The 20643-nt window shown below is 63.3% G+C and carries 17 protein-coding genes, 2 tRNA genes and 2 pseudogenes; 5 read left to right on the forward strand and 16 right to left on the reverse strand.

The features are described 5' to 3' along the window. Positions 1 to 196: 196 nt before the first annotated feature. From dnaB to rnr, 7 genes are all read right to left on the reverse strand, one after another. Positions 197 to 1594, reverse strand: coding sequence for a replicative DNA helicase (gene dnaB, locus NGM28_RS00945; RefSeq protein ID WP_240066369.1), 1398 nt, complete (start codon positions 1592 to 1594; stop codon positions 197 to 199). A gap of 113 nt (positions 1595 to 1707) precedes the next feature. After that, on the reverse strand, positions 1708 to 2154 hold the full coding sequence (gene rplI / locus NGM28_RS00950) for a 50S ribosomal protein L9 (RefSeq protein WP_011535934.1): 447 nt from the start codon (positions 2152 to 2154) through the stop codon (positions 1708 to 1710). Between the two features lie 20 nt (positions 2155 to 2174). Further along, on the reverse strand, positions 2175 to 3041 hold the full coding sequence (locus NGM28_RS00955) for a hypothetical protein (RefSeq protein WP_240066370.1): 867 nt from the start codon (positions 3039 to 3041) through the stop codon (positions 2175 to 2177). 35 nt (positions 3042 to 3076) lie between these two features. Next, positions 3077 to 3307, reverse strand: a complete 231-nt coding sequence (gene rpsR, locus NGM28_RS00960; RefSeq protein WP_003249563.1) for a 30S ribosomal protein S18 — start codon at positions 3305 to 3307, stop codon at positions 3077 to 3079. 28 nt (positions 3308 to 3335) lie between these two features. Continuing rightward, positions 3336 to 3761: a 30S ribosomal protein S6 gene (gene rpsF, locus NGM28_RS00965; RefSeq protein WP_011535936.1), complete on the reverse strand. Its 426-nt coding sequence runs from the start codon at positions 3759 to 3761 to the stop codon at positions 3336 to 3338. A 293-nt stretch (positions 3762 to 4054) separates the two neighbouring features. Beyond that, entirely contained in the window at positions 4055 to 4798 is a 744-nt protein-coding gene (gene rlmB / locus NGM28_RS00970; protein ID WP_213658523.1) for a 23S rRNA (guanosine(2251)-2'-O)-methyltransferase RlmB, read from the reverse strand. Beyond that, positions 4795 to 7368 (reverse strand): ribonuclease R, encoded by a 2574-nt coding sequence (gene rnr, locus NGM28_RS00975; protein WP_240066371.1) that lies wholly within the window; start codon positions 7366 to 7368, stop codon positions 4795 to 4797. Before rnr ends, rlmB begins: the two co-directional genes overlap by 4 nt. A 271-nt stretch (positions 7369 to 7639) precedes the next feature. Here rnr and NGM28_RS00980 point away from each other — a divergent pair. The 4 genes from NGM28_RS00980 to NGM28_RS00995 all read left to right on the forward strand — a co-directional run bounded on the left by NGM28_RS00980 (position 7640) and on the right by NGM28_RS00995 (position 10749). Beyond that, positions 7640 to 7726: transfer RNA gene (locus NGM28_RS00980), tRNA-Leu, on the forward strand. Between the two features lie 87 nt (positions 7727 to 7813). Beyond that, positions 7814 to 7900: transfer RNA gene (locus NGM28_RS00985), tRNA-Leu, on the forward strand. A 270-nt stretch (positions 7901 to 8170) separates the two neighbouring features. Beyond that, positions 8171 to 9184 carry an extracellular solute-binding protein gene (locus tag NGM28_RS00990; RefSeq protein WP_252088432.1) on the forward strand — a complete coding sequence of 338 codons (1014 nt, stop codon included), beginning with the start codon at positions 8171 to 8173 and terminating at the stop codon, positions 9182 to 9184. Further along, a complete protein-coding gene (locus tag NGM28_RS00995) occupies positions 9184 to 10749 on the forward strand; it encodes an ABC transporter permease (RefSeq protein ID WP_252088433.1) in 1566 nt (521 codons plus the stop codon). Before NGM28_RS00990 ends, NGM28_RS00995 begins: the two co-directional genes overlap by 1 nt. A gap of 64 nt (positions 10750 to 10813) precedes the next feature. On the opposite strand, the gene NGM28_RS28860 is transcribed toward NGM28_RS00995, so the two are convergent. The 5 genes and pseudogenes from NGM28_RS28860 to hflC all read right to left on the reverse strand — a co-directional run bounded on the left by NGM28_RS28860 (position 10814) and on the right by hflC (position 16722). Beyond that, positions 10814 to 11698: a methyl-accepting chemotaxis protein gene (locus NGM28_RS28860; RefSeq protein ID WP_502943816.1), complete on the reverse strand. Its 885-nt coding sequence runs from the start codon at positions 11696 to 11698 to the stop codon at positions 10814 to 10816. 21 nt (positions 11699 to 11719) lie between these two features. Continuing rightward, a pseudogene (locus NGM28_RS28865) lies at positions 11720 to 12790 on the reverse strand (methyl-accepting chemotaxis protein); the annotation flags it as partial. 255 nt (positions 12791 to 13045) lie between these two features. Continuing rightward, a complete protein-coding gene (locus tag NGM28_RS01005) occupies positions 13046 to 14338 on the reverse strand; it encodes an adenylosuccinate synthase (RefSeq protein WP_011535943.1) in 1293 nt (430 codons plus the stop codon). Between the two features lie 56 nt (positions 14339 to 14394). Then, positions 14395 to 15582 carry an ATP phosphoribosyltransferase regulatory subunit gene (locus tag NGM28_RS01010; protein ID WP_213658529.1) on the reverse strand — a complete coding sequence of 396 codons (1188 nt, stop codon included), beginning with the start codon at positions 15580 to 15582 and terminating at the stop codon, positions 14395 to 14397. A 270-nt stretch (positions 15583 to 15852) separates the two neighbouring features. Beyond that, entirely contained in the window at positions 15853 to 16722 is an 870-nt protein-coding gene (gene hflC, locus NGM28_RS01015; RefSeq protein WP_011535945.1) for a protease modulator HflC, read from the reverse strand. On the opposite strand from hflC, the gene NGM28_RS28770 reads away from it, so the two are divergent. Then, positions 16715 to 16795 (forward strand): variant GlyGly-CTERM sorting domain-containing protein, encoded by an 81-nt coding sequence (locus NGM28_RS28770; protein ID WP_353620507.1) that lies wholly within the window; start codon positions 16715 to 16717, stop codon positions 16793 to 16795. The genes hflC and NGM28_RS28770 overlap by 8 nt on opposite strands. Before the next feature lie 43 nt (positions 16796 to 16838). Here NGM28_RS28770 and hflK read toward each other — a convergent pair. From hflK to miaA, 4 genes and pseudogenes are all read right to left on the reverse strand, one after another. Next, positions 16839 to 17900, reverse strand: a pseudogene (hflK, locus tag NGM28_RS01020) (FtsH protease activity modulator HflK); the annotation flags it as partial. A 96-nt stretch (positions 17901 to 17996) separates the two neighbouring features. Then, positions 17997 to 19298, reverse strand: coding sequence for a ribosome rescue GTPase HflX (hflX, locus tag NGM28_RS01025; protein WP_011535947.1), 1302 nt, complete (start codon positions 19296 to 19298; stop codon positions 17997 to 17999). 18 nt (positions 19299 to 19316) lie between these two features. After that, positions 19317 to 19577, reverse strand: a complete 261-nt coding sequence (hfq, locus tag NGM28_RS01030; protein ID WP_011535948.1) for an RNA chaperone Hfq — start codon at positions 19575 to 19577, stop codon at positions 19317 to 19319. 93 nt (positions 19578 to 19670) lie between these two features. Next, a complete protein-coding gene (gene miaA / locus NGM28_RS01035; RefSeq protein ID WP_240066375.1) occupies positions 19671 to 20642 on the reverse strand; it encodes a tRNA (adenosine(37)-N6)-dimethylallyltransferase MiaA in 972 nt (323 codons plus the stop codon). Between the last annotated feature and the right edge of the window lies 1 nt (position 20643).

Here is a 20643-nt window from a genome sequence, read left to right on the forward strand (position 1 = left end):
TCATGGGGCAGACGAATAACGTGGTGGCCACGGTCTCTGTAGGAGCGGCCTTGCCGAGGCGTCGGACCGGCCGGAAAGGGCTGCGCAGCGGCCCCAGCAATTCAATGGTAGCGAAAAATGCAGGGGCCGCTATGCGGCCCTTTCCGGCCGGTCCGACGCCTCGGCAAGGCCGCTCCTACAGGTTCCCGGAAAGCCTTTATTCGTCGTCGTCGAAGTTGTACATGCCCGGCGCGAGGTTCTCGAAGCGGGTGTACTTGCCGATGAACGCCAGGCGCACGAAGCCGATGGGGCCGTTACGCTGCTTACCAATGATGATCTCGGCCACGCCCTTGTGCTCGGTCTCGGGGTGATACACCTCGTCGCGATACACGAACATGATCACGTCGGCGTCCTGCTCGATCGCACCCGATTCACGCAGGTCGGAGTTGACCGGGCGCTTGTTCGGGCGCTGTTCCAGGGAGCGGTTGAGCTGCGACAGGGCGATCACCGGGCAGTTGAACTCCTTGGCCAGCGCCTTGAGCGAGCGGGAGATCTCGGAAATCTCGTTGGTCCGGTTGTCGCCGGCGGACCCCGGAATCTGCATCAGCTGCAAGTAGTCGACCATGATCATGCCGATCTCGCCATGCTCACGCGCCAGGCGGCGGGTCCGCGCACGCATCTCTGAAGGGCTGATGCCAGCGGTATCGTCGATGAACAGCTTGCGGTCGTTGAGCAGGTTGACCGCCGACGTGAGCCGCGGCCAGTCGTCGTCGTCCAGTTGGCCGGAACGCACCTTGGTCTGGTCGATGCGGCCGAGGGACGAGAGCATACGCATGATCAGCGACTCACCGGGCATCTCGAGGGAGAACACCAACACCACCTTGTCACTGCGCAACACGGCATTTTCCACCAGGTTCATGGCGAAGGTGGTCTTGCCCATCGAGGGGCGGCCCGCGACGATGATCAGGTCGGCGGCCTGCAGGCCACTGGTCTTCTCATCCAGGTCGGTATACCCGGTGGAAACCCCGGTGATATCGCTGTCGGAGTTGAACAGCGTGTCGATCCGGTCGATGGCCATGGTCAACAGCTCGTTGACCCCCACCGGGCCGCCGGTCTTCGGCCGCGCCTCGGCGATCTGGAAGATCTGCCGCTCGGCGTCGTCGAGGATTTCCTCGGCATTACGCCCTTGCGGGTTGAAGGCGTTGTCGGCGATGTCGGTGCTGATGCTGATCAGCTGACGCAGCGTGGCCCGCTCGCGGATGATCGCAGCGTAGGCCTTGATGTTGGCCACCGACGGGGTGTTCTTGGCCAGCTCGGCGAGGTAGGCCAGGCCGCCCACTTGCGTGGACACGCCTTCCTTGTCCAACTGCTCGTGCAGGGTCACCACGTCGAACGGCTGGTTGGCATCCACCAGCTTGTGGATGGCGCGGAAGATCAGGCGGTGGTCATGCCGGTAGAAATCGCCATCCGACACCTGGTCCAGCACCCGCTCCCAGGCGTTGTTGTCCAGCATCAGGCCACCGAGCACGGCCTGTTCGGCCTCGATGGAATGCGGCGGCACCTTCAGGGCAGCGGTTTGCAGGTCGAGCTGTTCGGGATGGGTGATCTCGTTCATGGCCACGAAAGAATTCTGGAAGATGAAAAAGACAAAGGGCACGGCCTGTTCAGAACAGGACCGTGCCCGATGTTAACCGCCCGGCCCGCAAGGGGCCAGCCGATCAGCGCAGCTTAGGCAGCTACGACAACCACGCGTACGGTGGCTTCAACGTCGCTGTGCAGGTGCACGGCTACGTCGTATTCGCCAACCTGACGGATGGTGCCGTTCGGCAGACGAACTTCAGCCTTGGCCACTTCAACGCCGGAGGCGGTCAGGGCGTCAGCGATGTCGTGGGTGCCGATCGAACCGAACAGCTTGCCTTCGTCGCCAGCGGTGGCAGTGATGGTCACTTCCAGCTCGGCCAGTTGGGCAGCACGGCTTTCAGCCGAAGCTTTCTTGTCTGCTGCGGCTTTTTCCAGCTCGGCACGGCGCTCTTCGAACGCAGCCAGGTTGGCGGCGTTGGCAACGGTGGCCTTGCCGAAAGGCAGCAGGAAGTTACGGCCGTAACCGGCCTTAACATTTACTTTGTCGCCCAGGTTACCCAGGTTGGCGACTTTTTCCAGCAGGATCAGTTCCATTTGGTAAAACCTCTTAACTTTTAACCTTCACCGTTCGCGGAGTCGTCACCCTGTGAAGGGGACTTGCGACCGCGAAAATCAAACAGGCTGTCGACAATGGCCAAAACCACGAGCAACGGATAAATCAGCTGCATGAGCAGCGGCAGCGTCACGTACAGCCCCACCAGCCAGAAACCGGCCAGTCGCCCTTGTGCCACCAGCCCATGAACCAGGGCGAGGGCAGCGAGCAGCAGTACCAGGCTTGATGCCGATGCCAGCACGATGAACTGCGACCCGAGGAACGGGCCCAGCACCATCAGCGACACCAGCGCCAGCATCGATACTGGCGGCAGCCTCACGTCGCGGAACTCGCGACCGAAACCGCCGGGGTTGTACAACTCGGCTTGCCAGTAGCGCGCCAGCATCAAAGCCACCACGCTGAACAACTGCAGCATCACCGCACTGGAAGCGACCAGCAAAGGGCCGATCAGCTCACCAGGCAACACTGGCTTGCCTTCGAACTGCGGCAGGGCTTTTTCAAGCGCCTTGGCCAGCACCTCGAAAGTCTCGCGCAGCGCCACGTCCAGGATCAGGCCATAGACCAGGCCTAATACGATGCTGGACAGCAGCACCCGGTTCCAGGAATGCCCGGCACGCAACAAAGCGGCCAGCCCCAGCGTCCCCAACAGCACCAGCAAGGTGCTCGGTTCGCCGAAGAACCACATGGCCACCGCCGGCAAAAGGCCCCAGGCGATGACCGATGACGCGTCCTTGAACCCACGCCGCAGGAACACCAGGCTCCCGGCGGCGGCACTCAACCAGAACAGCAGCGGCAGTACCGCGCTGATGACCACCACGAGGGTGGCCTGCACACGACCGCGCATGATGAAGCCCGCTAACGCTCGCATGCTTATCCCTTGCTACTTAAGTCGACGACCCGGTCTCAGCGGCCGTGGCTGTCGGTGTAGGGCAGCAGGGCCAGGAAGCGGGCGCGCTTGATAGCGGTGGCCAGCTGACGCTGATAACGAGCTTTGGTACCGGTGATGCGGCTTGGAACGATCTTGCCGGTTTCGGATACGTAAGCTTTCAGGGTGTTGAGATCTTTGAAGTCGATCTCTTTCACGTCTTCAGCAGTGAAGCGGCAGAATTTACGACGACGGAAGAAACGTGCCATGTGATTGGCTCCTCAAAAGGTCCGTGGATTACTCGTCAGCGTTATCGCTGTTGTCGCTGTCATTGCTGTCGTCGCCTTCGGCGCCATCAGCATGCTCAGGACGTTCGCGACGCTCACGGCGCTCGCTGCGGTTCTCTTCGGCCTTGAGCATCTCGGACGGGCCGGTAACGGCTTCGTCGCGACGGATGACCAGGTTACGGATCACGGCATCGTTGTAGCGGAAGTTGTCTTCCAGCTCGGCCAGGGCCTTGCCGGTGCACTCAACGTTCAGCATCACGTAGTGAGCCTTGTGAACATTATTGATTGCGTAGGCCAGTTGACGACGGCCCCAGTCTTCCAGGCGGTGGATCTTGCCACCGTCTTCTTCGATCAGCTTGGTGTAACGCTCAACCATGCCGCCGACTTGCTCGCTCTGGTCCGGGTGAACCAGGAAGATGATTTCGTAATGACGCATGAATGCTCCTTACGGGTTAGTAGTCTGCCAGTAACCTGGTCAGACAAGGAGTGAATGACACTGTCTGTCTTGCCCAAGCGAGAAGGCACATGCGCGCCTGCCAGCTCGGCAAGGGGCGCAATTGTAGAGAAGGCCGGAGGGACAAGCAAGGAGATTGGCGAATATTTGAACAGCCCGGCGTCGGGCGCTCATGTAGGAGCCAGCCTTGCTGGCGAAACAGACGCCGCAGTGCATGGCACCGGCTACGCCGGTGTTCGCCAGCAAAGCTGGCTCCTACAGGGTTCCGACAGCTCTCAGATTTTCTGGCGCTGGCGCACGGCCTCGAACAGGCACACCCCGGTTGCCACCGAGACGTTGAGGCTGCTGACGCTGCCAGCCATCGGCAGCTTCACCAGGAAGTCGCAGTGCTCGCGGGTCAGGCGACGCATGCCCTTGCCTTCGGCCCCCATGATCATCACCAGCGGGCCGGTCAGGTCCTGCTGGTAGATCTCCTGCTCGGCCTCGCCGGCGGTGCCGACCACCCAAAGGCCACGCTGCTGGAGTTTTTCCAGGGTGCGGGACAGGTTGGTCACGGCCACCAGCGGAATCACTTCCGCGGCGCCGCAGGCCACCTTGCGCACCACGGCGGTCAGGCTCGCGGACTTGTCCTTGGGGATCACCACGGCGGTGGCACCGGCAGCATCGGCAGTGCGCAGGCAAGCGCCGAGATTGTGCGGATCGGTGACACCATCGAGCACCAGGATCAGTGGCGGTGTTTCGGTGCGCTCAAGCAATTCCTCGAGCATCAATTCACCCCACACCTGGCTCGGGCTCACCTCGGCGACCACGCCCTGGTGCACGCCCTCGACCCAGGCGTCGAGCTCACGGCGCTCGGCCTGGCCGACCTGGACGCGGTTTTCCGCGGCCAAGGCCAGCAACGCCTGGATGCGAGGCTCGCTGCGCCCTTCGGACAGCCAGATCTGCTTCACGCGCTTGGGGTGGTGCTGCAGCAGTGCCTGCACGGCATGCACACCGTAGATCTTTTCCAGCTGACTCATGACTTGCTCTTGCCCTTACGTGGCGCGCCGGACTTCGACGGCCCCTTGCGATGCTTGGTCTTGCCCGAAGCCTTGGCGCCCTTCTCCGCTTTGCCGCCAGCGTGGGCACTGTGCTTGGCATCACTCATCAAGGCCTTTTTCATCTCGCGGCTCTTGCGCACCTCGGCGTTACGCTGAACGGCGTCTTTCGGGAAGTACGCCTCGGCGGTTTCGCCCTTGCGGCTGCGCGGCTTGGGCGAGATCTTCGCTTCGGTCGCGGGCGCGGCCTGTGCCGCCGGCTCGGCGGACGCCGCGCGCGGCTTGCGGCCGACCGGCGCATTGACGGCGGCTTCGGACATCTCGAAATCGATCTTGCGCTGCTCGAGGTCGACGCGCATGACCTTGACCTCGACCGTATCCCCCAGGCGGAAGCTGCGCCCGCTGCGCTCGCCGGACAGGCGGTGGTGCACAGGGTCGAAGTGGTAGTAGTCGCCCGGCAGGGCGCTGACGTGCACAAGGCCTTCGACATAGATGTCGGTCAGCTCGATGAACAGGCCGAAACCGGTCACCGCGGTGATCACACCCGGGAAGGTCTCGCCCACGCGATCGCGCATGTATTCGCACTTGAGCCAGTTGACCACGTCGCGGGTGGCCTCGTCGGCGCGGCGCTCGGTCATCGAGCACTGCTCGCCCATCTGCTCGAGGGTGTTCTCGTCGTACGGGTAGATGCGCGCCTTGGGGATGCTCATGGCGCCGGCACGCTTGACGTGCGGGGTATCGACCTTCGAGCGGATCACGCTGCGGATGGCGCGGTGCACCAGCAGGTCCGGGTAACGACGGATCGGCGAGGTGAAGTGGGTGTAGGCTTCGTAGTTCAGACCAAAGTGGCCATTGTTCTCGACGCTGTACACCGCCTGGCTCAGCGAGCGCAGCATGACAGTCTGGATCAGGTGGAAGTCCGGGCGCCCGGCGATGCTCGCCAGCAGTTGCTGGTAGTCCTTGGGCGATGGATCCTTGCCCTTGTGCAGGGTCAGGCCGAGCTCGCCGAGGAAGGCGCGCAGCTTTTCCAGGCGCTCAGGCGGCGGGCCGTCGTGCACGCGGTACAGCGAAGGCACGTTGTGCTTCTGCAGGAACTCGGCGGTGGCGACGTTGGCCGCCAGCATGCATTCCTCGATCAGCTTGTGGGCGTCGTTGCGCACAGTCGGGCGAATTTCGTCGATCTTGCGGTCTTCGCCGAAAATGATGCGGGTTTCCTGAGTCTCGAAATCGATGGCGCCACGGGTGTGACGGGCATCGACCAGCACCTTGTACAGGTTGTACAGGTTCTTCAGGTCCGGCAGGACTTCCTTGTACTCCTCGCGCAGCGCCTTGCCCTCACGGGTGCGGGCGTGCTCGAGCATGCTGCTGACCTTGTTGTAGGTCAGGCGGGCATGGGAGTGGATGACCCCTTCGTAGAACTGGTAGTCGACCATCTGGCCGGCCTTGTTCATGGTCATTTCGCAGACCATGGCCAGGCGATCGACGTGCGGGTTCAGCGAGCACAGGCCGTTGGACAGCTCCTCGGGCAGCATGGGTACCACGCGCTCGGGGAAGTACACCGAGTTGCCGCGCTGCTGGGCCTCGACATCCAGGGCCGAGCCCAGGCGCACGTAGCTGGACACATCGGCGATCGCCACGTACAGGCGCCAGCCGCCGGAGAACAGGCGCAGCTTGCCCAGGGGTTCGCAGTAGACCGCGTCGTCGAAGTCGCGGGCGTCCTCGCCGTCGATGGTGACGAAGGGCAGGTGGCGCAGGTCGATGCGCTTCTCTTTATCCTTCTCCTCGACTTCGGAGCGGAACTTGCGCGCCTCCTTGATCACCTCCTGCGGCCAGACATGCGGGATGTCATAGCTGCGCAGGGCGATGTCGATTTCCATGCCCGGCGCCATGTAGTTGCCGATGACCTCGACCACGTCGCCCTGGGGCTGGAAGCGTGGGGTCGGCCAGTGGGTGATCTTGATCGATACGAACTGGCCGATCTTGGCACCACCATTACGACCGGCGGTCACCAGCACTTCCTGCTGGATCTTCGGGTTGTCCGGGGTCACATAGCCGATGCCGCCCTCTTCGAAGTAGCGGCCGACCACGCTTTCGTGGGCACGGGAGATGACTTCGACCAGCACGCCTTCGCGGCGGCCACGGCGGTCGACGCCGGACACCCGGGCCAGGCCGCGGTCGCCGTCGAACACCAGGCGCATCTGCGCCGGGCTGAGGAACAGGTCTTCGCTGCCGTCGTCGGGAATCAGGAAGCCGAAGCCGTCGCGGTGGCCGGACACACGGCCGCAGATCAGGTCGAGCTTGTCTACCGGGGCATAGGTGCCGCGCCGGGTATAGATAAGCTGGCCATCGCGCTCCATGGCACGCAGGCGGCGGCGCAGGGCTTCGATCTGGTCTTCTTCGTAAAGACCGAACTCCTCAGCCAGCTGTTCGCGCGCGGCCGGTTCGCCACGGTCGGCGAGGCGCTGCAGGATCAGCTCACGGCTGGGGATAGGGTTGTCGTATTTTTCCGCTTCGCGAGCGGCCTCGGGATCGAGGGATTGCCAATCGGCCATCAGAAGGGGTTCACCTTGGGATATATAGATATGAATTCTGGCATAGGCGTATTGAAACCGGAAATGTCAGCCTTGGACAGCCCCGGCAGCACGTCCATCGCGCGGCAATAGGCCCACGGAATCAACAAGTTGAATTTTTTGAAATTTTTTTCGTTCGGGGGCTTTACAGCCATCAGGAGCGTCCGTATAGTGCGCACCACAACGACGGACAACCCCGAAGTTGTAGTAGAGATGAACGGCGCTGTAAAGCATCTTGTAATCTCGAATGTGTGCCCAGGTGGCGGAATTGGTAGACGCGCTGGTTTCAGGTATCAGTGACTTAACGGTCGTGGAAGTTCGAGTCTTCTCCTGGGCACCAAGATTTTCAAGTAATAGATGACCAAGGATCTGTTACTACTGTGTGAAAGCGAACGTTGATCGCCTTCAGCAGATGATTCAAAGCTTTGCCCAGGTGGCGGAATTGGTAGACGCGCTGGTTTCAGGTATCAGTGACTTAACGGTCGTGGAAGTTCGAGTCTTCTCCTGGGCACCATACAAAAACCCACTAGCTTGCTAGTGGGTTTTTTCTTGCCTGCGTTTTTTGCAGCCACCCGACGCAATCCCTGTAGGAGCCGGCCTTGCCGGCGAACACCGGTACAGCCGGTGCCATGCTCCGCGGCGCCTGGTTCGCCAGCAAGGCTGGCTCCTACGAATTGCGCTGCGCGCGCCCCCGCCCATGAATTTCCCGTCACACGCCCATTTGAGAAACAATTTCGTTTACCATTGTTTCCAAATATGTAGCCGTAAGCGAGGAAGTACCCGCATGACGATCCGCCCGCAACCGCTGATGCGCACCCTGGCCGCTGCACTTCTGAGCCTGGTGATCGGCGCACCGGCCGCCCTGGCAGACGAACCGGTCACGTTGACGATGTACAACGGCCAGCACAAGGAAATTGGCGACGCCATCGCCAAGGCCTACGAGGCCAAGACCGGTATCCATCTCAATATCCGCAAGGGCAGCAGCAACCAGCTGGCCAGCCAGATCATCGAGGAAGGCGAGCGCTCGCCGGCCGACCTCATTTACACCGAGGAATCCCCGCCCCTGAACAACCTGGGCGAGCTGGGCCTGCTGGCGAAGATCGACGATGCCACCGCGAACATGATGCCCAAGGAGTATGTGGGCGCTAACGGCACCTGGATGGGCATCACCGCCCGCACCCGCATCGTGGTGTTCAACCCGAAGAAGGTCGAAGAGAAAGACCTGCCGACAACAGTAATGGACTTCGCCAATCCTGAATGGGAGGGGCTTGTCGGCTATGTCCCCACCAGCGGCGCCTTCCAGGAACAGGCTGTGGCCATCCTGAAGATGCATGGCCGCGAAGCCACCGAAGAATGGCTGACGGGCCTCAAGGCGTTCGGCAAGGCCTACACCAACAACATGGTCGCGCTGAAGGCCGTGGAAAAGGGCGAAGTGGCCGCCGTGCTGGTCAACAACTACTACTGGTATGCCCTGGAACGCGAGCGCGGCAAGCTCGATTCCAAGCTGTACTACCTGGCCGACGGCGATGCCGGCAACCTGGTGACCATCTCCGGCGTCGCCGTGGTCAAGGCCAGCAAGCACCCGAAAGAGGCCCAGGCACTGCTCAACTGGATGGCCAGTGAAGAAGGCCAGCGCGTGATCACCCAGACCACCGCCGAGTATCCGCTGCACAAGGGCATGGTCTCGGAGCGCGGCCTGAAGCCATTCGAGGACTTGCGCCCGCCGAAGATCTCGCCGGCCGACCTGGGCAATGCCGAGGAAGCCATCGAGCTCGAGCGTGAGGTTGGCCTGCTCTGATGACCGCCGCCCTGCCCTCGCCCACCTTGTCGCACTTCGTCCCGAAACGCAGGCGCCCGTCCATCTGGGTGGTGCTGCCCGTGTTGTTCCTGGTGGCGATGAGCCTGTTGCCGCTGCTGTACGTCGGGCTCAAGGCCTGGGAAGCGGGCTGGCACGAAGCCCTGCGTCTACTCTGGCGCCCCTTCGTCTGGGGGCTGCTGCGCAACACCCTGCTGCTGATGGTCGGCGTCACCGTGCTGTGCCTGCTGGCAGGCGTGGCATTGGCCTGGCTGCTGGAGCGCAGCGACCTGCCAGGGCGCCGGCTGTGGGGCGTGGTGCTGTGCCTGCCGTTCGCCGTGCCATCGTTCATCAGCAGCTTCACCTGGGTGTCGCTGAGCTCGGACTTCGAAGGGCTGGGCGGGGCAATCCTGGTCATGGCGCTGTCGAAGTACCCGCTGGTGTTCCTGCCAGTGGCCGCCACTTTGCGCAACCTCGACACTTCGCTCGAAGAGTCGGCGCGCACCTTGGGCTGCAGCCGCTGGGGCGTGTTCCACAAGATCACCCTGCCGCTGCTGTGGCCGTCGATGCTCGGCGGTGCACTGTTGATCGCCCTGCACATGCTGGTGGAGTTCGGCGCCTTGTCGATCCTTGGGCTGCAGACGTTCACCACGGCGATCTACCAGCAGTTCGAGCTGGAGTTCAGCAACGCCAACGCAGCCATGCTCTCGGCGGTGCTGCTGGCGCTGTGCCTAGTGATGCTGTGGCTGGAATTGCGAGTTCGCGGCAAGGCGCGGCATGTGCGTATCGGCCAGGGCGTGGCGCGTCGCGCGCAGCCAGTACGCCTGCGTGCCTGGATGCCACTCGGGCAGCTCTTCTGCCTGGCACTGGCAGTGCTGGGCAGCGGCATCCCCCTGGCTATGCTGGGCTACTGGCTGAGCGTGGGTTCGTCGGCGGCCTTCCCGGTGGCAGCGATCAGCAAAGCGTTGCTGACCTCGCTGTCGGTGTCCCTGGGCGGCGCCGGCTTCTGTGTGCTGCTGGCCTTGCCGATCAGCTTCCTGGTGGTGCGCTACAAAGGTCGCCTGGCGATCTGGGCCGAACGCCTGCCATACCTGCTGCATGCCCTGCCCGGCCTGGTGATCGCGCTGACGCTGGTGTTCTTCGCATTGCACTATGTGCCGGCACTGTACCAGACCACCGCGCTGCTGATCCTGGCCTATGCCCTGCTGTTCCTGCCGTTGGCGCAATCACCGGTACGCACCGCACTGAACAAGGCCTCGCCGACCTTGGAGGAGGCTGCACGCACCCTGGGCGCCAGCAGCTTCGCAGCGTTCTGCAGGGTCACCTTGCCCATCATCTTCCCGGCGATGGCGGCGGCCTTTGCCCTGGTGTTCCTGGATGCGATGAAGGAACTGACCGCCACCCTGCTGCTCAGCCCGACCGGCATGACCACCCTGGCCACCGAGGTGTGGGCGCACACGGCGAACGTCGAGTTCGCGGCGGCAGCGCCTTATGCGGCACTGCTGATCGTGGTGTCGGGGTTGCCGGTTTATCTGCTGACCACGCGGATGTACCTGAACAAGGCGTGAGATCCCTGTTCGCCGGCAAGCCGGCTCCTACGGGTTCGTGTAGGAGCCGGCTTGCCGGCGAACCTCAGGCCCTGAACTGCCCCAGGCTGGCCCGCAACTGCGCCGCCAGGTCATCCAGCACCTTGCTGCTGGCCGTGGTCTGCATCACCACTTCGGCTGAACGCTCGGCCTGGGCATGGATGGTTTCCACCCGTCCACGCACCGCCTGCGCGCCACTGGCCTGCTGTTCGGCCGCACGAGTGGCCAGGCCGATCGCCGCATGCACCTGCTCCACCGCCGCCTGCACCGATTGCTGGCGCCGCTCGTTGTCGCGCAGCACCAGCAAGCCTTCACTGGCCTGACGCCCGGCCTGGCTGATGGTGGCCACGGCCTCCTTGGCGCCCTGCTGCAACGCGACGATATGCGACTGGATATCCCCGGTCGAACTCTGGGTCTTGCTCGCCAGCGCCCGCACCTCGTCGGCCACCACGGCAAACCCACGCCCGGTCTCACCCGCCCGCGCCGCCTCGATGGCGGCGTTGAGCGCCAACAGGTTGGTCTGCTCGGCAATACCGTGGATCACCGTCAGCACGACTTCGATTTGCTCGCTCTGCTTGGCCAGCCGCTCGATCACCTGCGAGCCGGTTTCCACCTCACCCGCCAGGTTCTCGATCAAGCGCGCCAGCTGAGTAGAAGCGCGGCTGTTCTCGTCAGTGGCCTGACGGATATCCACCACCTGCTGCAGCGCGGCCTGCATCGCATGGCTCTCGGCCTGCGCTTCGTCCGCCATGCTCGACAGGTCGCGCAAGCTGGCGGCCACCTCATCACGCTGCAAGGCCGCAGCAGCATCGGCGCCTGCATTGCGCTGGGCCATGCTGCCAATCTCCACGCCGGTGCGCTGCGCCACTTCACCGGCCTCACGCACAATAGGCTGCAGCTTGTCGACGAAGCGGTTCACCGCCGACGCCATGTCACCAATCTCGTCACGGCTGTCCAGCTTCACGCGCTTGGTCAGGTCGCCCTCCCCGGCGGCCAGGTCATTCAGCGCGGCGATCAGCAGGCGCAACTTGTTCACCACCCGGTGGCCCAGCACCACAGCCACCACCAGCAGCACACCCAGCCCGACCAGCACCAGGCCCAGGCCGATGCGCCAGCGCAGCTCGCCGGCTGCGTCACGCACAGTCTCAGCGGTATTGGCCTGCATTGCCGTGGCGCTGTTCTGCGCGGTTTCCAGGCGTGCCCGCAGCGCCTTGCCGCTGTCGGCGGCAGCGGCCACCAGGCTGTCGCCGACCAATTGCTCACCACTGGCGATCAGCGCCGCGAAACGCTGGTCGAGGGCCTTCAGTTCCTGGTCGACACCCGCCGTGGAAACGCCCATCAGCACCTTGCCGATCTCGGCACCGTTAGGGCTGATCGAGGCTTCGACGAAGTACACCGAAGTGTCCTTGCGCGCCGCGTCCAGCACCTTGTCCAGCGCCCGCTCACCCTGACCCTTGTCCATCAGCGCCTGGTTGATCGGGTTCTGCCGGTTCAGGTAACGGGTCAGGTGCTGGCCCTGGGCGTCGTCGTAGATCACGAACAGCACGTTGGGGTTGCGCTGGGCTCGCCGGGCGAAGTCCGAGAGCGTCGGCACATCGTTGTCCCAGATGGCACGCGGCGCCACGGAGGCGAGCAGTTCGGCCATGTCGTTGGCCGAATCCTTCAGGTTCTTCTCCAACGTCGCGCGCAGTTGCTGCTGCTCGCTCTGCAGCCGCTCGGAAAGACCGGCGCTCATGCGCTGGCGGGTGCTGGCCGACAGGCTGTCGAGCCCGGCGCGTACATCTTGTCCGGCCTGTTCAAGCTCGGTGGCCAGTTTGCGACTGTCATTACCCAGCCGCTCGCCCAGATCGGCCTCCAGGGCCGTGACCGTGCTCCGCGTCAGTGCAACGGCAACCAGCACCTGCACCAGAAGAGCGATACCAAGCGCAACAAACACAGGCCGCAAGAGGCGGCTTCGTAACAGTGAAAGGATGGCAGACACGTTGTAACCCTCGTGTTTCTGGCGCCATTGCTTTGATGGCATCTTCAGAAACTTCTTACAGCAAGGGTTGTGCCTGAGGCAGCAGGTATAAACGCCAATCCCGCTAACAAGGTGAGGTATTTATGCACTTCGCCCCTGTAGGAGCCAGCCTTGCTGGCGAACCAGGCGACGCGGTGGATGGCACCGGCTACGCCGGTGTTCGCCGGCAAGGCCGGCTCCTACCTGGGCAGGATACAAATGAAAACGCCGCGCACCCTTGCGGGAGCGCGGCGTTCAATCAGCTACCGAAGTGGCCGATCAGGCGAACGGATGACGCAGCACGATGGTCTCGTTGCGGTCCGGGCCAGTCGAGATGATGTCGATCGGCGCGCCGACCAGCTCCTCGATGCGCTTGATGTAAGCGCGCGCGGCTTCAGGCAGCTCTTCCAGGGTTTTCACGCCCAGGGTCGACTCGCTCCAGCCTGGCATCTGCTCGTATACCGGCTCCAGGCCGATGTAGCTGTCGGCATCGGAAGGCGCGTCGATGACGGCACCGTTCTCGTTCTTGTAGCCCACGCAGATGTTGATGGTTTCCAGGCCGTCCAGCACGTCCAGCTTGGTCAGGCAGATGCCCGAAATGCTGTTGACGTCGATGGCGCGACGCAGGATCACGGCGTCGAACCAGCCGCAACGACGGGCACGGCCGGTGGTCGAGCCGAACTCGTGGCCACGCTTGGCCAGGGTGGCGCCAGTCTCATCGAACAGTTCGGTCGGGAACGGACCGGAACCGACGCGAGTGGTGTAGGCCTTGGTGATGCCCAGGATGTAGTCCAGGTACATCGGGCCAACGCCGGAACCGGTGGAGATGCCGCCAGCGGTGGTGTTCGAGCTGGTGACGTACGGGTAGGTACCGTGGTCGATGTCCAGCAGCGAGCCCTGGGCACCTTCGAACATGATGTCCTTGCCGGCGCGGCGCAGGTTGTGCAGTTCGGCGGTGACGTCAAGCATCATCGGCTTGAGCTGCTCGGCGTAGGCCATGCACTCGTCCAGGGTTTGCTGGAAGTCGATGGCCGGTTCTTTGTAGTAGTTCACCAGCTGGAAGTTGTGGTAGTCCAGCAGCTCACCGAGCTTGGCGGCGAAACGCTCGCGGTGGAACAGGTCGCCGACGCGCAGGCCGCGACGTGCGACCTTGTCTTCGTAGGCTGGGCCGATGCCGCGGCCGGTGGTGCCGATCTTGGCTTCGCCACGGGCTTTCTCACGGGCCTGGTCGAGGGCCACGTGGTACGACAGGATCAGCGGGGCAGCCGGGCTGATGCGCAGGCGCTCGCGCACCGGCACGCCCTTCTCTTCCAGCTTGGTGATTTCACGCATCAAGGCGTCCGGCGCAACGACCACGCCGTTGCCGATCAGGCACTGCACGCCTTCACGCAGGATGCCCGAGGGAATCAGGTGCAGAACGGTCTTCTCACCGTTGATCACCAGGGTGTGGCCCGCGTTGTGGCCACCCTGGTAGCGCACTACGGCGGCAGCATGTTCGGTCAGCAGATCGACGATCTTGCCTTTGCCCTCATCACCCCACTGGGTGCCCAGGACGACGACATTCTTACCCATAACACTTGTCCTCATTCACGCAAACTTGGTTGCCGGCCCACTGCCGGCGAAGAATCTCAATGGGTCAGCGGCAGAACCTGCCAGCGCCCGTCTTGCTGAATCAATTGCCGATCACAATCCGCCTCGAGAGCAGCACTCAGCGGTTGGCCAGGCAGGGCCTGGACCACACGCTGGCCCTCGTTGCGCAACTGGCAGACCTGCTGCCAGAGGGCCGCATCGCTGCTGTCGGGCATCCAGATGCCGCCAGCAGGCAATACGACCTCCGCTCGCCCCAGTGTGACCAGGGTCTTCAAATCCGTGGAGAAACCAGTGGCCGGGCGTGCCCGGCCAAAATCAGCGCCGATGTCGTCGTAGCGGCCGCCCTGGGCGATCGATTGACCTTCGCCCGGCACGAACACGGCGAACACCACGCCGGTGTGATAGTGGTAGCCGCGCAACTCGCCGAGGTCGAAGTACAGCGGTAGGTCCGGGTAGCGCGACGCCAGGCGATCGGCGATCGCCAGCAGGTCGTCCAGCGCCGCCAGCACGCTGGCCGGGGCACGGCCCAGGCGCACGCGGGCCTCGGCCAGCACTTCACGGCCACCGCACAGCTCGCACAGCGCGCGCAGCATGTTGCCCAGGTCTTTCGGCAGGTCGGCGGTCAGTGCCTGTACTTCGTCGACTGCCTTGCGCTGCAGGGCGTCGAACAACTGTTGCTCGACCGCGCCGGACAGGCCAGCGGCACGGGCCAGGCCGCGGTAGATACCGACATGGCCGAGGTCCATGTGCACATCCGGCACATCGGTCAGCTGCAACGTGGCGAGCATCAGGCTGATGACTTCGACATCGCTGGTGGGGCTGGCATCGCCGTACAGCTCGGCGCCCAACTGGATCGGGCTGCGCGAGGTGGACAGGGCACGCGGTTGCGCATGCAGCACGCTGCCGGCATAGCACAGGCGGCTCGGGCCTTCACGACGCAGGGTGTGGGCGTCGATGCGCGCCACCTGCGGGGTGAAGTCGGCACGGAAGCCCATCAGGCGCCCGGATTGTGGGTCGACGACCTTGAAGGTGCGCTGGTCCAGGTCCTGGCCGGCGCCGGTGAGCAGCGACTCCAGGTACTCGATATGGGGTGTGACAACCAGCTCGTATCCCCAGCTCTGGAACAGGTCCAACACCTGCCGACGCGCGATCTCGATGCGCGCAGCCTCAGGTGGCAGTACTTCCTCGATGCCATCTGGCAAAAGCCAGCGGTCTACCGTTGCCATTACGCCATTTCCCCTTTGGTCCGGGCGGCCTGCCTGGCGGCGAGCCTTGAGTGAAACGGATCCTGGCGGACAGCAGCGGGCAGGACCGAGCCCAGCGCAGCCACCGTTACCAACATCCTCGAATACCTTGCGCCGGGGGCCACGCTTGGGCCAATGAACCTTACAGACGCAAAAAAGCCGGGAATTTCCCGGCTGACTCATCATACACCCCTTTTTGCTCGGGATGCACCCCGCCTGGCATTTTAGCAGCCAGGCGGGGCGCTCCTCGCGTCAGGGCTTGCTCTTGTCCAGGTAGCGGAAGAACTCGTTCTTCGCATCCAGGACCAGCACGTCGCTCTTGCTGGAGAAGCTTTCGCGGTACGCCTGCAGGCTACGGTAGAACGCGTAGAAATCAGCGTCCTGCGTATAAGCTTTGGCGTAGATGGCAGCCGACTGGGCATCACCGTCACCGCGGGTCTCTTCCGCTTCACGATATGCCTCGGCCAGCAGCACGCGGCGCTGACGGTCAGCGTCGGCGCGAATACCTTCGGCCAGCTCGTTACCCTTGGCGCGGTGCTCGCGTGCTTCACGCTCACGCTCGGTGCTCATGCGGTCGAACACGCTGCGGTTGACTTCCTTGGGCAGGTCGATGGCCTTGACGCGAACGTCGACCACTTCGATACCCAGCTCCTTGCTGGCCATGCGGTTCAGCGAAGCGGTGATGTCGCTCATCAGGGCGTCACGCTCACCGGAAACCACTTCGTGCAAGGTGCGTTTACCGAACTGGTCACGCAGGCCGCTTTCAAGACGGCGCGACAGACGCTCGTCGGCGATCTGCTTCATGCCCGAGGTGGCGGTATAGAAGCGCTCGGCGTCCTTGACCCGCCACTTGGCGTAGGCGTCGACCATCACGGCCTTCTTCTCCAGCGTCAGGAAACGCTGGGTCGGGGCATCGAGGGTCATCAGGCGGGCGTCGAACTTGCGCACCTGGTTCACGTACGGAACCTTCACGTGCAGGCCAGGCTGAACATCGGCCTTGACCACGCGACCGAACTGCAGCAATACCGCGCGCTCGGTTTGCGAAACGATGTAGAAGCAGTTCCAGGCGACAACCCCCAGTACCACGGCGCCGATCAGGGCGAACAGCGATTTATTGCTCATCAGCGGCTCTCCCTGGAACGCAGCGGCGGTTGTTGTTGCAGGTCTTGCGCGCTACGCGCGGCGGCGTCGTTGACCGACGGCGATACGCTGCTGACCGGCGCTGCACTGCTGCGGCTGCCTTCGACCATCTTGTCCAGTGGCAAGTAGAGCAGGTTGTTCTGCCCGTCCTTGGCGGTTACCAGGACCTTGCTGGAGTTGCTGTAGACCTCCTGCATGGTTTCCAGGTAAAGACGCTGGCGAGTGACCTCCGGTGCCTTGCGATATTCGGCGACCAGCTTGGTGAAGCGGTCGGCCTCACCCTTGGCGCGGGCAATCACTTCGTCGCGGTAGCCGTTGGCGTCCTCGATGATGCGTTGCGCCTGACCACGGGCCTCGGGCACCACGCCATTGGCGTAGGATTCGGCCTGGTTGCGGGCACGCTGCTCGTCTTCGCGGGCGCGAATCACATCGTCGAAGGCTTCCTGCACTTCACGCGGGGCTGCCGCGCTCTGTACGTTGACCTGGGTGACGGTGATACCGGTGCGGTACGTGTCGAGGAAACGCTGCAGACGCTCGCGGATATCCACGGCCATCTGCTCGCGGCCTTCGGTCAGCACCTGGTCCATCGACGTGGAGCCCACCACGTGGCGCAGGGCGCTGTCGGTGGCATGCTGCAGGCTGACTTCCGGCTGGTCGACGTTGAGCACGAAGTCCTGCAAGTTGCTGATGCGGTATTGCACGGTCAGCGGCACCTCGACGATGTTCTCGTCCTCGGTGAGCATCTGCCCCTGCTTGGTGTAGGCCCGCTCGCGGGTCACGTTTTCCATGTACTTGCGGTCGATCGGCGGGAAATAGATATTCAGGCCAGGACCGACGGTCTCGTAGTACTTGCCGAAGCGCAGCACCACGGCCTGCTCCTGCTCGTCCACCACGTACACGGCGCTGTACAGCCAGATCGCCGCCAGCACCGCCAGGCCTACGCCCAGCAGGCCGAAGCCGCCACCCTTGCCGATATTGCGGTCACCGCCGCTGCGTTTCTTGCCACTGCCGAACATGCCGTTCAGGCTGTCCTGCAGCTTGCGGAAGGCCTCGTCGAGATCCGGTGGACCTTTCTTGTCGCCACCACCGCCGCCGCCGTTACGGCGACCGCCCCAGGGATCCTGATTGTTCGAGTTGCCACCCGGCTCGTTCCAAGCCATAGCGCTCTCCATCTGATAAAGCAAAGACGCGCCCACGGCGCGCCGTCCAATGCTACAGAATGCCTGTCACCGCTGCCCGACGACCTCGACGGGCATTTATTGCAAAGTGTGTTGCTCGACAAACACTTGCGGCTCCATGCCCTCGCGGCTGACCAGGCGATTCAACTCGACCCTGGGCAGTCGCACGCTCAGCAGGCTGCGCCCTTCTTCATCATGCTCTTCACTCTGCACCGCGCCCAAGGCAAAGAATTGCGCGCGCAGGCGGGCAAACCGTTGCTCCAGGCACAGGGTTCCGACATACAGGTCGTCCCCCAGCAACTCGGCAATCGCCTGGCCAACCAACTCCAGGCCACGTCCATCACGTGCCGATACCCAGACCCGCTGCGGCTTGCCATCGGCATCGCGCTGGATCTGCGGCTCGACATCTTCAAGCAGGTCGAGTTTGTTATAGACCTCGAGGATCGGCAAGCTCTCGGCCCCGATCTCGCCGAGCACCGCGAGCACCTGCTCGATCTGCTCCATGCGATCAGGTTCGTGAGCATCGATCACATGCAGCAACAGGTCGGAGTTGCTCGACTCTTCGAGCGTAGCCCGAAATGCCTCGACCAGCTTGTGCGGCAGGTGGCGGATGAAGCCCACGGTGTCGGCCAGCACGATCGGCCCCAGGTCGGCCAGCTCGAGCCGGCGCAGCGTGGGGTCGAGGGTGGCGAACAACTGGTCCGCGGCATAGACCTCGGACTGGGTCAGGGCATTGAACAGGGTCGATTTGCCGGCGTTGGTGTAGCCCACCAGCGACACCGACGGGATGTCCGCGCGCTTGCGCCCGCGACGGGCCTGTTCGCGCTGGCTGCGCACCTTCTCAAGGCGTGCCTTGATCTGGCGCAGGCGTACCCGCAGCAGGCGGCGGTCGGTTTCGAGCTGGGTTTCACCCGGGCCGCGCAGGCCGATACCACCCTTCTGGCGCTCAAGGTGGGTCCAGCCGCGCACCAGCCGCGTGCTCATGTGCTCGAGCTGGGCCAGTTCGACCTGCAGCTTGCCTTCGTGAGTACGCGCCCGCTGGGCGAAGATGTCGAGGATCAGCCCGGTACGGTCCAGCACGCGACACTCGAAGACGCGCTCGAGGTTGCGTTCCTGGCTGGGCGTGAGGGTGTGATTGAAAATCACCAGGTCGGCTTCGGCGGATTTGACCAGGTCGCGCAACTCCTCGACCTTGCCGCTGCCGATCAGAAACTTGGCGGTGGGCTGATGCCGCGCCACTGTTACCAGCGAAACGATATCGGCGCCGGCCGACAGCGCCAGCTCCTGAAACTCCTGCGGGTCTTCGCGCGCCTCAGGGTTCTGACCTTCCAAGTGAACGAGCAGCGCTCGCTCACCACCACCGTGGCGCTCAAAGAACAATGCAGGCTCCTACTTTTTTCAAGCGTTGCCTGGCTCGCTGTCGCCGTGCTCGGCATCGGACGGGCTTGGCAGACGAACCGGGCGGGCAGGTACGACGGTCGAAATGGCGTGCTTGTAGACCATCTGGCTGACGGTGTTCTTCAGCAGCACGACGAACTGGTCGAAGGATTCAATCTGACCCTGCAGCTTGATCCCGTTGACCAGATAGATCGAAACCGGGACTTTTTCTTTTCTCAAGGTGTTCAAGTAAGGGTCTTGTAGCGAATGCCCTTTTGACATATGCCGCACTCCTGTAAGGATCAATAGTAGAAAAACAAGAAATTCGATGATTCATGCCGCCTTTCGTAAGAATAGACGGCTATAAGCAGGGACTCAGCTCAATATGGAGACGGCCCCAAGGTATTTCAAGGTGCGGGACAGATTGTCGCAGGCCAGGCTATCCAGCCAGTGCACGCCATCCCAGCCGCGCAACCAGGTGAACTGCCGCTTGGCCAGCTGGCGAGTGGCAATGATACCGCGTTCTTGCATCTCATTCTCAGTCAGATGACCATCGAGATAGTCCCAGACCTGTCGGTAACCCACTGCTCGTATAGACGGCAGCCCCGCGTGCAAGTCACTTCTGGCTCGCAGCGATCGGACCTCGTCGACGAAGCCCTGTTCCAGCATCTGCGAAAATCGTAGCGCAATTCGCTGATGCAAAATGTGACGATCTGTAGGAGCAATCGCCAAACTCGCGACAGTATAGGGCAAATGCCCGCTCGCGCCTGCGTCTGCGCCGCGACTTTCCGCGAATTGACGCTGGCGGTGGGCGGTCATGCTCTCGCCACTGACCCGGAATACCTCAAGCGCGCGAATCAGGCGCTGCGGGTCATTCGGATGGATACGCGCAGCCGACTCAGGGTCGACCTCGGCCAACTGCCGATGCAGTTCGGCCAAGCCCAGTGCGCTTGCCTGCGCCTCGAGCTCGGCGCGCACTGCGGCGTCGGCCGGCGGCATGTCAGCCAGGCCATCGACCAATGCCTTGTAATAAAGCATGGTGCCACCCACCAGCAGCGGGATCTTGCCGCGAGCGGTGATCTCGGCCATGGCTTCGAGAGCGTCGGTGCAGAACTGCTTGGCCGAATAGCTCTCGACCGGATCGAGGATGTCGATCAACCGGTGCGGGTGGGCGGCCAGGATCTCTTTCGAGGGCTTGGCGGTGCCGATGTCCATGCCGCGATAGACCAGCGCCGAATCGACGCTGATCAGTTCGCACGGCAACACCTTGGTCAATTCGATGGCCAGGTCGGTCTTGCCGGCCGCGGTCGGCCCCATGAGGAATATCGCCGGGGGTTTGCCACTCATT

It is taken from the genome of Pseudomonas sp. MWU13-3659 (assembly GCF_023757525.1).
Taxonomy (GTDB): Bacteria; Pseudomonadota; Gammaproteobacteria; order Pseudomonadales; family Pseudomonadaceae; genus Aquipseudomonas; species Aquipseudomonas entomophila_E.

Bases quoted from the DNA above. Each gene is read 5' to 3' on its own strand.
- hflC (WP_011535945.1), bottom strand. From the start codon at position 16,722: ATGAGCAATAAATCGCTGTTCGCCCTGATCGGCGCCGTGGTACTGGGG.
- NGM28_RS00955 (WP_240066370.1), bottom strand. From the start codon at position 3,041: ATGCGAGCGTTAGCGGGCTTCATCATGCGCGGTCGTGTGCAGGCCACC.
- rpsF (WP_011535936.1), bottom strand. From the start codon at position 3,761: ATGCGTCATTACGAAATCATCTTCCTGGTTCACCCGGACCAGAGCGAG.
- rplI (WP_011535934.1), bottom strand. From the start codon at position 2,154: ATGGAACTGATCCTGCTGGAAAAAGTCGCCAACCTGGGTAACCTGGGC.
- rnr (WP_240066371.1), bottom strand. From the start codon at position 7,368: ATGGCCGATTGGCAATCCCTCGATCCCGAGGCCGCTCGCGAAGCGGAA.
- dnaB (WP_240066369.1), bottom strand. From the start codon at position 1,594: ATGAACGAGATCACCCATCCCGAACAGCTCGACCTGCAAACCGCTGCC.
- NGM28_RS01010 (WP_213658529.1), bottom strand. From the start codon at position 15,582: ATGGCAACGGTAGACCGCTGGCTTTTGCCAGATGGCATCGAGGAAGTA.
- NGM28_RS28860 (WP_502943816.1), bottom strand. From the start codon at position 11,698: ATGGCGTCGGCGGTGAACCGCTTCGTCGACAAGCTGCAGCCTATTGTG.
- hfq (WP_011535948.1), bottom strand. From the start codon at position 19,577: ATGTCAAAAGGGCATTCGCTACAAGACCCTTACTTGAACACCTTGAGA.
- rpsR (WP_003249563.1), bottom strand. From the start codon at position 3,307: ATGGCACGTTTCTTCCGTCGTCGTAAATTCTGCCGCTTCACTGCTGAA.
- miaA (WP_240066375.1), bottom strand. From the start codon at position 20,642: ATGAGTGGCAAACCCCCGGCGATATTCCTCATGGGGCCGACCGCGGCC.
- NGM28_RS00990 (WP_252088432.1), top strand. From the start codon at position 8,171: ATGACGATCCGCCCGCAACCGCTGATGCGCACCCTGGCCGCTGCACTT.
- NGM28_RS00995 (WP_252088433.1), top strand. From the start codon at position 9,184: ATGACCGCCGCCCTGCCCTCGCCCACCTTGTCGCACTTCGTCCCGAAA.
- NGM28_RS01005 (WP_011535943.1), bottom strand. From the start codon at position 14,338: ATGGGTAAGAATGTCGTCGTCCTGGGCACCCAGTGGGGTGATGAGGGC.
- rlmB (WP_213658523.1), bottom strand. From the start codon at position 4,798: ATGAGTCAGCTGGAAAAGATCTACGGTGTGCATGCCGTGCAGGCACTG.